Below are 14,577 nucleotides of genomic sequence, written 5' to 3' on the forward strand. Positions count from 1 at the left end.
GACTTGGTGACCACCGAGAGGGACACCCTCGCTGTCTGGAACACCTATGGCACGCACCAGCTGACCAGAGACCTTCAGCTGCCCGAGCTGGACCAGTGGGACTGGGGCATCCCCGGCACCGGCCCCGGCATCGAATCCCTCGGCGAGGTGAACGGGCTGCGTGTTCTCGACCTCGGCAGCGGCCTCGGCCGACATGCCGCCCATCTCGCCGCCAGGGGCACCTCCGTCACCGCCGTGGACGCCTCCCCCGCCCAGCACCAACGTGCCCTCGCCCGCTACCCGGACACCCCGGGCCTGAACCTGGTGTGTGCCGATGCCGTCGCCCTCTTGCACGACGCCGACCCGTACGACCTGATCTACTCCGTGTGCTCCATGCCGTTCCTGGCCCCCGACCGGCTACTGCCCGCCCTGGCCAACGGCCTCACACCGGGCGGCCGACTCCTCTTCTCCGCGCTGCACACCACCTCGGACGGCACCGGACCGTCGACCGAGGTGGCCCCGCGCACCGAAATCCTGCGGCTGCCCGGCACCACCGAAGACCACCCCGTGAACATGTGGGTCCTCACCCCGCACCTGTGGCAGGACCTCCTGATCCGGCACGGCCTCACCTTGGAGTCCGTCACCGAGATCAACTCTCCGGAACCGAGCAACCACATCTCCTACCGGCTGTACGCAGCCCGGCGCCCGCAACGGGTGCCAAAGCCGGCATGTGGCGATCCCGCCGGGCCGGCCCCCGGGAGCGACGGCGACAGGACCGCCGACGGGCAGTCGACGGGGGTCCGACGGGAGGCGACGCCATGACCAGGCTGCCGAACGACCCCCGCTTCGCCGCGACGACGCTCGTGGTGATCGACTTCGAGGGCCTCACCCCAGCAGGACGGCCCGCCGAGCCGATCGAGGTCGCGGCGCTGGCGCTGCGCCCCGTGGATGGCCGACTGGTGGAAACCGGCCGCTTCGAGGCACTGATGCGGCCACCGGCCGACGTGCCCGTGACTGCACGGGACGTCCAGCTCAAGGGCATCACCCAGCAGATGCTCACCTCAGCCGCCCCTGCCGCCGAGGTGATGGCGCAGCTCGACGCGCGCCTGACTGCGTCGCCGTACCGGCTGGTCGCCCACCACGCATCCACCGAAGCCGGGATCATCGCCCGTCTGGCAGAGCACTGTCCCGTACTCGCCGCGACACCGCTGCTGGACACATTGCGCCTGGCCAAGGCCGTCGTGCCCGGTCTCGGCTCCTACGCCCTGGACAGCCTGCTCGGCCACTACGGCATCCCCAAGCCTGCCGGACGGCACCGGGCAATGCCGGATGTCGAGGTCACCGCCCAGGTGCTGACCCGGCTCCTGGACGACGGGTTCGTAGGCGGCCGGTGGAGCACGCTGCTTGAACTGGACGCGGCCGCCGGAATGCGGCCCACGCGGCCGCCCGCGGCCCCGGAAGCGGAACAGAGCGCCCTGTTCTGATGCTGCGCAGCATGCGCGAAGGATGGACGCCCCGGCGTCTACAGCCGCGGCTCCCGATGTGCTGGCAGGCCGAGAGCCGACCCGCCGCCGCAGGGAGGCAGCCGCTCATCCGGCCTCCCCTTCACCCGTACACCACCCCGAGGAGACGTCTTCACATGAACCACCCGCACCTGCCTTCGCTGCTGGGGGTATTCGCACACCCGGACGACGAAAGCCTCCTGGCCGGTGGTGTGCTCGCCCAGCACCACGCAGCCGGCGCCCGTACCGCCGTCGTCACCGCCACCTGGACAACCAACACCCACCGCATCCCCGAACTCGCCGACGCCCTGAATATCTTGGGCGCCGGAGGCCCGCGGCTGCTCGGCTACGCCGATGCCCGCAACCCCGCCTCGGCACCCGGCGGCGCCGTGCGCCTCGTTGACGCGCCGCTGGACGAGGCCGTCGGCCGCCTGGTCGCACACATCCGCGAACTCCAGCCCGACATCGTCGTCGGCCACGACGCCCTTGGGCAGCTCACCGGCCACCCAGACCACCGGCGTGCCCACCAGATCACCCTCCTCGCCGTAGAGGCCGCCGGCCTGCCACACCTGTATCCCGAAGCCGGCGAGCCCTGGCAGCCGACCGCCCTGTACGCGGCCACACACCCGGAATCGGGCGTGGGCCGGCTCGGCCCGCTCCTTCAAAGCGTGGGCCGCCCAGCCCCTGCCCGTCGAACATGCCGACACTCGGACCTGGCGCGTCACCGTCCGAAAAGGATGAGACCGCGGCCTGGTTCGCGTCGGCCAAGTGACCACCCGGCACGTCCGCCGTCGAGCACCGCGGCGAGGCTCAGCAGTGAGGCCGGCACAGCCCCCGTACGCAGGGCGAACTCGCTCAGGCGCGCCGCGCGGGCCGACCGTAGAACAGGTTCGATGTCAGGGCCCGCAGGGCCGGCCGCCGCTGCGGCTAGAATCCAGGGTCATCCGGGAACGGATGCCCGTACGCCGCGGTGACCGCACCAAACAGCACGCACCGCCGCCTGGAGACAGCGCCATGACCGCGCCCCTGCTGCTCGTTGACGGCCACTACCTCCTCCACCGTGCCTGGTACGGGTTCGCCACTCGCATTACCAGTCGCGACAAGACCAGCGACCGCACCGGCGTGTTCGGCTTCATCGCGCTCCTGCGCAAGGCACAGGTCCAGCATGCCGACGGGTTCGAGATCTTCGTGGTCTTCGACTCCGAGGAGGGCTCCCAGGGCCGGGCCGCAGTGGACAGCGACTACAAGGCCCAGCGGCCCGCCCCAGAGCCCGGGCTGATCGAGTCTCTTGCCCTGATCAAGAGCGCCCTCGACCGCACGGGCGTCCGGTGGATCGAGCAGGACGGCTGCGAGGCGGACGATGTCATCGCCACCCTGGCGACCGGTGCCCGCGCCGAAGGCCGTGCGGTCGACATCATGACCACCGACAAGGACTTCATCCAGCTCCTGGCCGACCCCAGCGTGCGCCTGTTGAACACCGGCTTCGCCATGGAGCACCGCTACACCGCAAGGGAGCACGTCCTCCCCCGCTACAGCGTCCTCGCCGAACAGTGGCCGGACTTCCGGGCCCTGATGGGCGACTCCGCCGACAACATCCGCGGCATCCGGGGCGTCGGCGCCAAGACCGCCGCGCGGCTCCTGACCGGCGGGCGCCGGCTCGAGAACATCCCTGCCGAGGAACTGCGCCCCGCCTGGACGGCGCAGTGGGCTCAGGTTCTGCGCTGGCGCGAGATGATCAAACTCGACACCAGGGCCACCGTCTCCGACAACCTCCTCATCACCTCCCCCACTGCGCCGCTGCCCACGGCCGCGCAGGTCCTGGAAGCGCTGCACCTGTGGTGATGACCAAGGTCGCGGCAACGCCTGGTTCTGTTCAGGCCGGGGTGGTCACAGGGCGCCGTCGAAGATCTGGCGATGAGCGTTGACGAAGGCATGCTCGCGGCGGCTCCATGCGATGCGTTGCGTGATGGCTTCCGCGCTGACGGGAAGGCCATCTGAGGCGAGCCCTTGCTCTGCCCAGAACCGGGCGTTGCGGATTTGCCTCTCCAGGATGGAGTCGACGAGCGCGCCGCGGGCCATGGCGTCCAGCCCGTACGCGTCCGCGAGGGCTCGGACCTGAGCCGCCTGGCCCTCGACGGCGGGTGCCGTCGGCTTGGCGCTGATGCACCAGGTCCACGCCATGTAGCCGAGGTCCTCCAGCGGGGAGCCGGGGGCCGCGGTGTCGAAGTCGATGAGAGCTGTCGGCACCCCGTCCCGGAAGACGACGTTGTTCGGACCGGGATCGTGATGGCAGACCACCGGGAAGCGGCCAGCGAGGTCGCTGCCTCTGGTCGCGTCGTGGAACGAGCGCAGGAGCGTACCGGCGGCGCTGACCTGCTGGTTTGACCAGGTGCGGAATCGCTGGGGGACCTCTCCGGGAAGGAAGTCGAGGATGTCGCTCGCTCCCTCGCGTCGAAGGTAGCGCGGAGCGCCGTCGAAGCCCCGGGCGTGCAGCAGCCCCAGGAGTGCGGCGACGAAGGGGGAGGCTGGGGTGGACGGGCGCCGGACGGTGGCACCGTCACGGACGATGCCCGTTGTCATGCGCCCGCCGGTCAACGCCACGGCGCCCGGTGTGGGCGTGGGGAGGACTGGCGGTGTGCTGGTCGCCGGGCGGCTGGGTCGGGCGGTGTGATGGGCGGTGCCTTCGGCGGCCAGCAGCGGGGGGAGGCCGCCGGTGGAGAAGGGCAGGTGCGCGTCGGCGGTGGAGAGTGCGACCCAGGCCGCTTCGGCGATCTCCTCGTCCCCGCCCGCGGCCGGATCGCCGTGGACGTAGGCCGCGCGGAAGACCGCGAAGAGGTCGTGGACGTCGGCAATCCGTTCGCCGACGTGGACCAGGGGGCCGACGTCCACGACCACCCCGGCTTTCGCCAGGGTCTCGCGGGCGGCGGCTTCGGGGAGGGTCTCACCGTGCTCACGGCGGCCTCCGGGTAGTCCCCATTGTCCGCTTCGGCGGCCTCTGACGAGCAGCACCCGTTGTGCCGTCGGGTCGGTGACCAGGGCGTACGCCGAGTCGACTCGTTCGAGTGGGGCCGGCATCAGCTGTTCCCTTCGCCGGGGCCGTTCCACCCCGGGTGTGGGCTCGCCGGGGAGGTCAGGACCTGGGCGAGGTGGTCGGCGATGGTGAAGGCGACCTTCGGGTCGGCGAGGAATCCGGCTGGTTCGATGCTGCGGGTGACCATCAGCGGGATGACGTCCCAGTCCAGGTCGTCGGGGGCCTGGCAGGCGCGGGCGGCCGCGGCCGCGTGGGCGGTGATGGTGGCGGCCTTGGCGAGGAGCTTGTCGCGGTAGCGGGCGGTGAAGCGCTGGACGTGCTGGAGCAGGGCGTGCGGGGCGACCGCGCCTTTGGGGTTCTTCGCCTCGATGACCCACAGCCGCCGGGTGGCCGGGTCGGCGACGAGCAGGTCGATCTCCCCGATGAGGCCGGGGATACCGAGCTGGGCGGCGGTCTTCTCCAGGAGGCGGAAGCGGTGGGGCAGGCCGGCGGTGCGGGCGACGGACTGGATGTCGGCTTCCAGGCGTTCGTCGAGCTGCTGGCGGTAGCGGCGCAGGGCGTCCCCGACGGGCCGGGGCAGGTCGGGGTGCGGGAGGCGACCCTCGTCGAGGTAGGCGGCGTAGAGCTCCTGGGAGGTGTGAAGGAGCCAGGGCAGCAGGAGCAGGCGGTCGCCATGTTCGATCAGCGGGTGGGTGGCGGGCCGGATGCGGCGTTCGACCTCGGTGTAGGCGTGCGCCCCAGACGGGGCGGCGTTGGCCGAGTGCAGACGCAGCCGGTCGACAGCGGCTGCCAGCTCGCCGTTGGGCAGCGCCGACCAGGCGGCGGCCTCGTTGATCAGCTCCTCGGCGGTGACGGCGGCGATGCCGTCCGCTCCGGTCGGCCAGTCGGCGGCCGTTGCCAGCACGGCCCCCAGCGCGGCGAATCCGAAGCCCCAGTGCCGCCGCAGGAGTTGGTCGGCGGCAGCAAGCTGGCTGCCCGCGGGCAGGCGCGGCGCGGTGAACTCGACGCGGGCCCGGGTGCGGGCCGTGGAGAACACGCTGGCCGGGTCGAGGTGTTCGGGCTGGGCAGCGGCGGCCTGGGAGATGAAGTGCTGCTGCCGGGCGTGCTGGTAGGCCTGTGCGTCGAAGCCGAGGTGGAGCAGCTCGGCGTCCGGGTCGGCGATGTGCGTCTGGTCGGTGTCGGTGAGGGTGAACACGCCGGTGGTGTGGATCTCGAGGTGGAGGTCGTGCAGCCGGCGGGCGGCGGCGACCGCGGTGGTGCCGCAGTGCAGTACGAGCTCGGCGAGGGCGACCAGCTCGGCGACGGCCAGCATGTCGACGGGCCGGCGGCCGGCGGGTGGGGTGGTAATCGCCTGTTGGAGGAGCAGCTGCAGGGCGGAGGTGGCAGCGGCGGCACCGGCCTGGCGGCGGCCGGCTTCTTGGACCCAGTTCTGCGCCCAGGGTGCGGCGAGGTTCACGGTCACCTCGTGGTGGCCGCGGGTGCGGCTGGCCCAGGCCGCATTCAGCTGCCGGGCCAGTTCGTCGACCAGGTCGGGCTGGTGGGATCGGATCTGCCCGGTGAGCTCGTCTTCGAGGGCGTGGAGCAGTTGCTCGGCTGGGCCGCCCCGGGCGTAGGCGTCGGCGCCGTGCCAGGTACCGGCGGGAACTCCGGCGCGGCGGACGGCGGTGGCCGCGCTGCGCAGGGCCCGGGCATGGACGTGGTGTGTGCGCGGAAGCGTGGAGTGGGGGGCGGTCGCGGGCCAGAAGGTGGCGGTGGCGGTGAGGCGAAGTACCGGGTGCGCGTTGTCCCAGGCTTCGGCGAAGGCTTCCGGATCGGCACCGCTCCCGGCGCCGCGGCCGCGGCGGATCTGCTCGACCAGGTAGTGCAGGAGCCGGCCGAGTATCCGGTGGCCCTGGTGGCCGTCGCCGGTGAAGGCGGCCAGCAGCGGCGGATCGAGGTCGATGCCGATCCGGGCCCGGTCGGGGTCTGCGCCGGCGTGAAGCGGCAGCCACTCCCCCGTATCCGGCTCATCCCCGCCGGGGCCGGGGCCCGGGGGCTTGTGGGGGTGGGTGGTCCCGGTCAGCTGTAGCACGACAGGGGCGCCGTCAGGCAGGGTGAAGTGCTCGGCAACCAGGGGGCAGCCGGTGACGGTGGTGCGGATGCTGTCGGCGAGTCCGCTCATCGCGGCCAGGTCGAGTACGGAGTCGTGGCCGTGGTCGGGCCGTGCGATGACGGCCACCGGCGGGTCGGTGCTGACCCGCACCAGCAGGTCGTCGGGGCCCGGTTGGAGAAGGTCGGCGTGGGCCCCGGGAACGCCGGGGTCGGGGTCAACGAGGTGGGTGAAGCGCCAGTGCAGCGCCGGCGGCAGCCCGGCAGCGGCAAGGACGTCGTCCGGACGGGCCCAGGCAGTGGCCCGCTGCCAGGTGAGGTCGACGCCGGCCGCCGGAACGACGGCGACCTCGCTGCGAGGCGGGCCGGGGAGCAGCAGCGTGCCCGCGAGCGACCAGGCGCGCCACGCGTCGAGCGGCTCCTGGTAGAAGACGGCGTCGACGCCGGGGTGCTCGGTGAGCTCCAGGACGAACAGGGCCAGCAGGGCCGGGGCGCCTTCCGCGTCGGCGAGGATCTCGGCGAGCTCTTCGACGTGCAGGTAGCAGGTGTCGCGGATCAGCTCCGGCCCGAGCACCCGGGGTCCGCCGTAGACCACGAGCCGCCCCCGGCCGGCCGGCTGCTCGGCCAGCGTGGCTCGGCCCTCCTCGACCCTCGTCGGCAGAAGGCCGTTCGCAAGCGCGCTGACGACGGCGATGTCGTAGCGGTGGGTGGATGAGGAGATCACGCACACCGGCCCGGGCCGGGCGGGTGCCGAATCCAGGCCCAACAACTGGGCGACGCGGTCCACGGTCAGCGCCTGGAGGCGCTCCTCCGCAGCCAGCCCGTTCGGGACAGTGGCGATCAGGCGGGCCAAGGCCGCGGCGAAGCTGTTCAGCATGGCAGAGGCCGGGACCAGCCGGCGGTGGCCGTGCGCAATGACGGCGAGCACCGGCCCCAGAAGCGGTGATCTGGGGTTGTAGCGCAGCGGCATGGAGGTGATGTCCGAGGTCAGCCACTCCAGCGCGCGAGCGGCGCGATCCGGCTCACGGCACCCGGCGGCGATCTCAGCGGGGTCCGGATCGGCCAGCTCCTGGGCGGCGTCATACTCGCGGGTGCTGATTCCGCAGGCGATGTCCTGCCCGGACCGGTCGTCGTACACCTCGGGCCACGCTGGAGCGAGCCCCGACACCAGCCGGTCGGTGCAGCGCAGTACGAGTTCGAGGACATCGGTGAGGGTGAAACCATGCATGGCCAGTACGGACTCGTCGACCGCCCGCGCCGTCAGCTCCGCGCAGCGAAGGAACATCACCGGGTGGTCAAGCTGCCCCGGGTGAACCAGCAGCCGCTCCCCCGCCACCTCGTACCGCACCAGCGCCCGCGGGTCATTCGGCTCCGCCTCCGTCAGCGTTCCGCGTCCAGGAGCAGCGCGGACGACGGCCTCGACCAGTCCTGGTAGATCTTCTGCGCCCGCCCGCTCCCCGGACCGGACGGAGCCTCGCAGGACTCGGGTCCACAGCAGCAGCAGGTGATCGTGGAAGCGGGAGCAGCCCGGAGAGGCGAGCGCGGTCTCCAACAGCACCAGCAGCGATTCGGTCGAGTGATGGGCCAGCGCCCGGTCAATGGGCTTCCACTGCACCCTCCGGTGCTGCGCGGACGTGGGCTGCTGCGCCGTGGCCATCGTGCTTCCGTTTCCTGTGCCGATCGCGGTCAAGCCAGCCTGACAGGAGGGCGCCCTCTAGTGTCGGGAAATCTCGTCTTCGGCCAGTCACTCTTCCGGTTACGGCTGGGCTGACCGCACGGCGGCTGACAGTTCACGGACGCCGCTGGACCGGGGATGACGTTGGGCGAGTTCGGTGACGATGGCGCGGATGCTGGGGCGGTTGCGTACCTCCGAGGGGGCGGCGCGGTGGGCGTCGAGTAGTGCGTGAGCGGTCTGCTCTGGCTTGCCCCACTGCCAGTAGGCGCGCGCGAGGTCGGTGTGGAGCCGTCCGCGGCGCTCGGCGGTAGGGAACTGGGCGGCGCGCAGGTCTCGGCCAGCGTGGACGGCTGCTCCGGAGTCGCCGAGGGACCAGAGGACACCCACTTTGTAGAGGGCGACGGACGCGGGGGTGACCGCGAATGGCTGCGTCCCGGTGGCTGGTTCGGGCAGGAGCGCGGCGGCACGTTCGGCTTGGCGGATCATGTCCAGGGCGCGGTCCCGGTCGCCGGCCTCGGCGGCGGCGTAGGCGACGGTGCAGAGCATCTGCGCGTACGTGGCGGCCTGAGCGGGGGTGTTCAGACCGGTGGCTTCGACCTGGGCGGCGGCGTGCAACGTGACGCGCTGCGCGGTGGCGGCCCGATCCTCGTGGCGCAGGACGATGCTGAAGGCGCGTGCGGAGGATGCGCTGGCGAGCGGGTCGCCCGAGAGCCGGGAGTAGGTGTTGGAGCGGTCCGCGGTGATCCGGCTCGCGCTGTAGCGGCCGACCTTGGACAGGGTCTCGGTGGCGAGGTCGTAGCACGCGGCGAGCCGGGCGTAGTCTGCGGCTTCCGTGGCGCAGGCCTCGGCGGTGGCCAGAAGGTCGGGCAGGGCCTGGACGAGGTCGGCGTGGGCGCCGACGTTGAACGCGGAGCGGGCCGCCCGGTACTGGGCTGCCAGCCCGGCCTTGGTCGGCTCGGTGGCGGGTGCGGGCAGCAGGGCCAGGGCGTCGTCGAGGTGGTCGAGCGCGGCGAGGGGCACGACGAGGCCTGCGGCGAGGAGTGACCGGCGTTTCATCGGGTCCTCCTCGGATGCGGCCGTGCGCAGTGCGGTGGCAACTGTAGTGCCCTGAGGCGGGGTTACACCGAGAACTGCGGCGAGAACACCCGGAGGGATGACGAGGCTGTCGGCGAACCGCTTGAGCATGTCTAGGTCAGTCGCGGGCCGCTCGGCGGTCTCGAGTCGGCTGACGGCAGAGGCGGAGTAGCCGGTCGCCTTGCCCAGATCGGTCTGGCGCCATCCGCGCTGCTGCCGGGCCCACCGGATCAGGCCCCCGACGTCGCCTGCCGCGATGAGGTTCCGTGCGCGGGGGGAGTTCCAGTCCGGTATCTGGGCGCGCATGGCTGCTCCCTTCGGGAACTCCACCGGACATCAGCCTGCTCACGGTAGCCGCGGGGTCACGTTCGGTCGAGGGCGTGTGCGTGATGCGCAAATGGCTTGCGCGCGGCGGGATTTGCCTCGGCTCTGATCCGGCTGCGGTGTGTCCTGGTCGGGAGCCAGCACCGCCAGATCGTGCGGTGCGTCGTCTTCTGCCGAGCCCACCGGGAGTCTGTTGTGGCCGATCCGAGCGAGTCCGGCACCACTCGCGACGGGCGGTGGGGCGCCGGCATGCAGGCATCGGGCAGGAACCCGTCCCGGCAGGAAGGCGTGGCGGTGTGGCCAGCCGGGTGTCCGGCGGCTTTAGGCCGCGGCGAGGGCGAGGAAGGCGGGGACGCCGTCAGCGGCACGGTAGCGCTGGAAGTCCGGCACGAGGTCCTGGACGAGCCGTTCGCAACGCGGGGCGCCGATGCGGCGGGAGAGGGTGAGTGCTTCTCCGGCTGCGTGGGCGGCGAGTTCGGGTTCCTTGAGCTGGAGGTGGCTGGCCGCCTCGTACGCCAAGAAGACGCCGCGGGTCTTGGCTCGGGAGTCGGGCAGGAGGTCTTGGCCCTCGGTGATGAGCTGGTGGGCGCGGCGGGCGTCTCCGAGGTCGAGGAGGGCCTGGCCGGAGTCGACCGCGAGGTCGGCTTCCGACAACCACGAGCACCAGGCCGGCAGTGGCCGGCCGGACGAGGCCCCGAAGTGGTGCTCGGCCGCTTCGAGGGCCCGCAGAGCGGGCTGCTTGTCCTGCTGCGCGGCGAGGGTGCGGGCGAGGCGAAGGTGGAGGAGGGAGCGGGCCGCAGGGTGCTGGGCGCGTTTGAGGGCCTGTCGGAGGATTCCGGCGGCGGTGGTGTGGTCCTGGCGCCAGGCGGCCTGGTAGGCGAGGTCGCCGAGCATTGCGGCTCCGAGGTCGGGGTCGCCGGTGGCATGGGCGCTGTGGAGGCCGGCGATCCAGAGTTTGCCGGCGGCGGTGTGGCGGCCGTGGTCGAAGCGGTGCCAGGCCACGGTCTGCGCAAGGGAGGCGGCCAGGGTGTGGAGGCGCAGGCCGGTGGCCTTGTCGTAGCGTCCGCCCTCGATGAGGTCGGTGACGGTCGTGAGGTGGGCGTCCAGCAAAGCGGAAACGTGCTGACGCTGCTCGGTGACCAGGCTGTTGAGCTGCCGGCTGATGTCCTCCAGGACGGTGACCGTCTCCTCGCCGACCAGCTTCTCTCCCCCCAGTCGCGCTGCGAGCGAGCTCCCAGACCCGGTGGCCCATGCCGCGGCGAGCGCGGTCAGCGCGGTCCCGGAGAGGGTGAGGAAGGTACGGCGTTCCAGTGGTTCCATGGCGGTGTTGAGGGCCTCTCGCAGTGCGATGACGGTGCTGGACGGTCCGAGAGGCACAACGCCCCCATCCCCCGCGGGCAGCCAGTGCGGCCAGGCAGCCGGATCGACCAGATCGAGCGGGAGCTCCAGGGCCTCCGCGATGTAGATCTGGGTCTCGGCCTCCGGGGTGACCCCGAGGACTTCCCACTTGCGGATCCGGTGCTTGTCGGTGCCCGAGCGCAGGCCGCGTCGCTCGGCCGCCGCGCAGATGAGCTTCGCGAGGTCGACCCGGGTCAGGCCCTTGGACGCGCGCTGGTGGGCCAACGGGTGAGTGCACTCGGTCACGTAGTCAGTCAAGCACCGTCCGTGGCTACCTGGGAGGTGTTCAGCGAGGGGGACCCCCGGCGGGACCCCCGCCAAGCCGTCGCGTCTGGGGGCACGTGTGCTCGAAGCTCGATCCTCCGAGCGTCCACGCCCGGCCGTACAAGGCCCGGCGTCCGTCTCGTTCCCGCATGCTCCGAAGGGAGACATCGTCATGCCCCGTTCCCCGGCTCCGCCTCCGGCGCCACTGGTGATGGCCGAAGCCGGCTGCCGTGCCGGGCAGAGCCCGGAGCCGATGCTGCAGACCTGTCCCTATCTCTCCAGCGTCCAGCCCGGCGCCGACCCGCGCCTGGTGTACCTGACCGACACCTCCGGTCCCGAGGCCCCCACCGGGCCGCTCCCTCCGTCGGCGGCCGTGTTCGGGATCGTGGGCCTGGACCGGACGATTGTGTGGCAGGACGACGCCGAGGTCCTCGACCTCCTGCGCTACGCCGCCTCCGGCCCGCGCGCGACCGGCGAGCTCGTGACCCGCTTCGGGCCGAATCGGGTTTCCGCGGCGGTCGGCCGGGGGTGGCTGCAGGATCCCGGCCGCTTGTGCCGGGAGTACTGCGTGGTCTCCGGTGAGATCGAGGTGACCGCGCACTGCAACTGGGGCTGCGTCTCCTGCCCGGTCGCCACGGACCCGAAGCCGCGCCGCACGATGCCGATGCCCCTGTTCGAGGAGATCATCGGCATGCTCGCCGCGGCCGGCGCCCAGTACGTGACCTTCCAGTTCTTCAACGAGCCCACCCTCGACCGGTACTTCGTCCGGCGGCTGAAGGTCCTGGCCGCCCGCGGGATGCCGCTGGCCCTGTACTCGAACGCCTCCGCGCTGACCGCGGACAAGATCGCCGCGCTCCAGCGGACCGGGGTGCTCAAGCACCTGATCGTCAACATCCCCTCCGCCGAGGAGGTCGAGTTCAACATCCTCACCGGCTCGCGGCACTTCCCGCACACGATGGGCAACACGGAGGCGGCTCTGGCTGCCGGCCTGCCGGTGCAGGTCGTCGTCAACGGGGTCGGCGCGCGCCTGAAACGGAATTTGGACGGCGTGGAGCGGCACTTCACGCCGCTGGGCGCCGAGGTGTATCCGAGCCTGACCTGCGACCGGGCCGGTGAGCTGGGCGGCGAGTACGCCCAGGACGTCCACGTGGCGGGGCGGCTGACCGGCTGCGGCTGGCCGGTGCAGCACGTCAACATCTCGGTCACCGGCGACCTGTTCCTGTGCTGCAACGACTACTACCAGCGCGAGACCTTCGGCCATGTCCGGGACGGCTCGATCGACGAGCTGATGTCGAGCGAGCGAGCAGTCGCGCTGCGCCGCAAGGTCTTCGGCGTCGACCAGGCCCCGGACGACTTCCTGTGCCGGCGCTGCCACAACCAGCTGCCCGACTTTCCCGGCCGGGACTTCCGCCCGATCGCGACCTTCGGATAGGAGGCGACCCATCATGAAAACGCCCGTACGGATCTGGTACGTAGCCGGACAGCGGCTGTGCAACCTGTCCTGCGAACGATGCGTGTCCGTCGGCGAGTGGGCCATGAGCAACCGCTACGACTGGAAGAACCCCGAGGACCGCGACGTCTACGAGCAGGTCGTGACCTGGATCGGGACCCGCCCCTACCCGGTGAAGGTCCGCCTGGGCACCCTCGGCGAGCCGTTCGCGAGCACCTTCTTCCTGAAGAAGGCGGCCTGGCTGACCCGGCAGAGCGACGTCGAGTACGTCGAGCTGCTCTCCAACGCGATCCTGCTGCCCAGGAGGCTACCCAAGATCGAAGCGGACGCGAACCTCGGCAAGCTGTCACTGTGGCTGACCTGGCACGACGGGCAGGTCGACCTGGAGCGGTTCATCAAGGCCGCATCCTTCGCCCAGGAGCGCTACGGCTGCTTCGTGGTCGTTAACACCCTGCTGTTCGAGACCAACGCGGAGGCCGTGGCCCGCGCCCGGGACGCCGCCGTTGCCGCCGGACTGCGGTTCAACGTCGACCTCGGCTACGACCCGAGCGCAGCCGTCCAGGACCCGTCCGCCGCCGTACCGGTCCTCCAGAGCTCCGACGCCCTGGACACGCTGGCCGCTCTCGGCGGGAACCGGGCCCTGGCCGAAGCCGCCCTGGTCGGCCTGACCTCCTGCCGGGGAATGCTCTGCCGCGCCGGCCACGACACGGCGTTCATCGACATCCACGGCCAGGCCTACCGCTGCTCCAACTACTCCTCCCAGGAGCAGCCCCCACTGGGCAGTGTCCTGGAGCCCGGCTTCGACCTGCCGCTGCGCCCCGAACCGTGGGCGCCGTGCGCGGCCAGGGGCGGGTGCGGCAACAAGGAGGACTTTCTCAATCTGCAGATCGCCGGCCCCCTGCGCCCCTCCACGGTCCCCAGCCTCGGCTGGACCGACGCCTGACCCCGCCCCCGCCCGTTCCCGCTCCCGTTCCCGGAAAGGAGCGCTCTTGTGTTCATCGGCGACATGACCTGGCCCGACCTGGTCCCGGACCCCGACACCCACGTCATCATCCCCGTCGGCGCCCTGGAACCCCACGGCCCGCACCTCCCGCTGGGCTCCGACACCATGATCAGCGACCACTTCGCCGACCGCCTCGCTGCCGCCGTCGAGGGGCACGTCGCCCCGAGCGTCGGCTATGGCGTGGCCACGCCCGGCCAGCGCCTGGGCGGCACCTTCCCCGGCGTCATCAGCATCACCGGCGCCACCTTCACCGCCTTGGTCGCCGAGATCCTCACCGCCCTGGCCCGCCACGGCTACCGGCGCCTGATCCTGCTGAACTCGGCCATCGACAACATCGCGTTCCTGTGCGAGGCCGCCCGCCACCTCACCGAACACGTCCCCAGCGTGCGGGTGATGATCGTGAACTGGTGGGACGTCGTGGGCGAGGACTTCCGCAACGCCCTCGCCAACGAGACCGGGACCGCCCGCGCGGACGACCACCACGCCGGGATGGTCGAGTCCAGCCTCGTCATGCACATCAGCCCGCACGCCGTCCGCCCCGACCGGCTGCCTGCCGACGGCGGCACCGAGCAGCCCCGCCGGATCAGCTACCACCTGTACCCGCAGCCGGCCGACACCACCACGAGCACCGGCATCGTCTACACCGCCGCCCACGCCGGCCCGGAGCTCGGCAAGCGGGTCGCCGACCAGGTCGCCCAGCAGCTCGCCGACGCCGTCCTCCGCGAGTTCACTGCGCCCCTGCCGTCCTGAACCCAGGCCGCCGCCCGGGGTCGGCCCGGGGGCTCCTCC

Annotated in this window: 11 protein-coding genes and 1 pseudogene; 7 read left to right on the plus strand and 5 right to left on the minus strand. The window is 71.8% G+C overall.

Going from position 1 to position 14,577, the window contains the following annotated elements; all coding sequences use genetic code 11:
• Window positions 1–6: 6 nt before the first annotated feature.
• The 4 genes from ACIQIB_RS33255 (at window position 7) to ACIQIB_RS33270 (ending at window position 3,323) form a co-directional block, all read left to right on the plus strand.
• Window positions 7–801: a class I SAM-dependent methyltransferase gene (locus ACIQIB_RS33255; protein ID WP_400762572.1), complete on the plus strand. Its 795-nt coding sequence runs from the start codon at window positions 7–9 to the stop codon at window positions 799–801.
• A complete protein-coding gene (locus ACIQIB_RS33260; protein ID WP_400762573.1) occupies window positions 798–1,463 on the plus strand; it encodes a PolC-type DNA polymerase III in 666 nt (221 codons plus the stop codon). The genes ACIQIB_RS33255 and ACIQIB_RS33260 overlap by 4 nt, the downstream gene beginning before the upstream one ends.
• A gap of 155 nt (window positions 1,464–1,618) precedes the next feature.
• Window positions 1,619–2,455, plus strand: coding sequence for a PIG-L deacetylase family protein (locus ACIQIB_RS33265; RefSeq protein WP_400762575.1), 837 nt, complete (start codon window positions 1,619–1,621; stop codon window positions 2,453–2,455).
• Window positions 2,456–2,495: 40 nt separating this feature from the next.
• Entirely contained in the window at window positions 2,496–3,323 is an 828-nt protein-coding gene (locus ACIQIB_RS33270) for a 5'-3' exonuclease H3TH domain-containing protein (protein WP_400762577.1), read from the plus strand.
• A 45-nt stretch (window positions 3,324–3,368) separates the two neighbouring features.
• Here ACIQIB_RS33270 and ACIQIB_RS33275 read toward each other — a convergent pair whose 3' ends face one another.
• The 5 genes and pseudogenes from ACIQIB_RS33275 to ACIQIB_RS33295 all read right to left on the minus strand — a co-directional run bounded on the left by ACIQIB_RS33275 (window position 3,369) and on the right by ACIQIB_RS33295 (window position 11,317).
• Window positions 3,369–4,556, minus strand: coding sequence for an NUDIX domain-containing protein (locus ACIQIB_RS33275; protein WP_400762579.1), 1,188 nt, complete (start codon window positions 4,554–4,556; stop codon window positions 3,369–3,371).
• On the minus strand, window positions 4,556–8,257 hold the full coding sequence (locus ACIQIB_RS33280) for a hypothetical protein (RefSeq protein WP_400762581.1): 3,702 nt from the start codon (window positions 8,255–8,257) through the stop codon (window positions 4,556–4,558). The genes ACIQIB_RS33275 and ACIQIB_RS33280 overlap by 1 nt, the downstream gene beginning before the upstream one ends.
• Before the next feature lie 99 nt (window positions 8,258–8,356).
• Window positions 8,357–9,331, minus strand: a complete 975-nt coding sequence (locus ACIQIB_RS33285) for a transcriptional regulator (protein WP_400762628.1) — start codon at window positions 9,329–9,331, stop codon at window positions 8,357–8,359.
• Window positions 9,332–9,445: 114 nt separating this feature from the next.
• Window positions 9,446–9,655 (minus strand): annotated as a pseudogene (locus ACIQIB_RS33290) (multiprotein-bridging factor 1 family protein); the annotation flags it as partial.
• 339 nt (window positions 9,656–9,994) lie between these two features.
• Window positions 9,995–11,317: an XRE family transcriptional regulator gene (locus ACIQIB_RS33295; protein ID WP_400762583.1), complete on the minus strand. Its 1,323-nt coding sequence runs from the start codon at window positions 11,315–11,317 to the stop codon at window positions 9,995–9,997.
• Window positions 11,318–11,507: 190 nt separating this feature from the next.
• On the opposite strand from ACIQIB_RS33295, the gene ACIQIB_RS33300 reads away from it, so the two are divergent.
• From ACIQIB_RS33300 to ACIQIB_RS33310, 3 genes are read left to right on the plus strand one after another with little or no spacing between them, the layout of a single operon-like run.
• Complete coding sequence (locus tag ACIQIB_RS33300; RefSeq protein ID WP_400762585.1) at window positions 11,508–12,767, plus strand: radical SAM/SPASM domain-containing protein; 1,260 nt, start codon at window positions 11,508–11,510, stop codon at window positions 12,765–12,767.
• Window positions 12,768–12,780: 13 nt separating this feature from the next.
• Window positions 12,781–13,728, plus strand: coding sequence for a hypothetical protein (locus tag ACIQIB_RS33305; protein WP_400762587.1), 948 nt, complete (start codon window positions 12,781–12,783; stop codon window positions 13,726–13,728).
• A 48-nt stretch (window positions 13,729–13,776) separates the two neighbouring features.
• Window positions 13,777–14,538 carry a creatininase family protein gene (locus tag ACIQIB_RS33310; RefSeq protein ID WP_400762588.1) on the plus strand — a complete coding sequence of 254 codons (762 nt, stop codon included), beginning with the start codon at window positions 13,777–13,779 and terminating at the stop codon, window positions 14,536–14,538.
• The last annotated feature ends 39 nt before the right edge of the window (window positions 14,539–14,577 follow it).

It is taken from the genome of Kitasatospora sp. NPDC092286 (assembly GCF_044755565.1).
GTDB lineage: Bacteria > Actinomycetota > Actinomycetes > Streptomycetales > Streptomycetaceae > Kitasatospora.

Excerpts from the sequence above, each read along its gene's own strand:
- ACIQIB_RS33305 (WP_400762587.1), top strand. The coding sequence starts at position 12,781 with ATGAAAACGCCCGTACGGATCTGGTACGTAGCCGGACAGCGGCTGTGC.
- ACIQIB_RS33280 (WP_400762581.1), bottom strand. The coding sequence starts at position 8,257 with ATGGCCACGGCGCAGCAGCCCACGTCCGCGCAGCACCGGAGGGTGCAG.
- ACIQIB_RS33265 (WP_400762575.1), top strand. The coding sequence starts at position 1,619 with ATGAACCACCCGCACCTGCCTTCGCTGCTGGGGGTATTCGCACACCCG.
- ACIQIB_RS33285 (WP_400762628.1), bottom strand. The coding sequence starts at position 9,331 with ATGAAACGCCGGTCACTCCTCGCCGCAGGCCTCGTCGTGCCCCTCGCC.
- ACIQIB_RS33270 (WP_400762577.1), top strand. The coding sequence starts at position 2,496 with ATGACCGCGCCCCTGCTGCTCGTTGACGGCCACTACCTCCTCCACCGT.
- ACIQIB_RS33275 (WP_400762579.1), bottom strand. The coding sequence starts at position 4,556 with ATGCCGGCCCCACTCGAACGAGTCGACTCGGCGTACGCCCTGGTCACC.
- ACIQIB_RS33260 (WP_400762573.1), top strand. The coding sequence starts at position 798 with ATGACCAGGCTGCCGAACGACCCCCGCTTCGCCGCGACGACGCTCGTG.
- ACIQIB_RS33300 (WP_400762585.1), top strand. The coding sequence starts at position 11,508 with ATGCCCCGTTCCCCGGCTCCGCCTCCGGCGCCACTGGTGATGGCCGAA.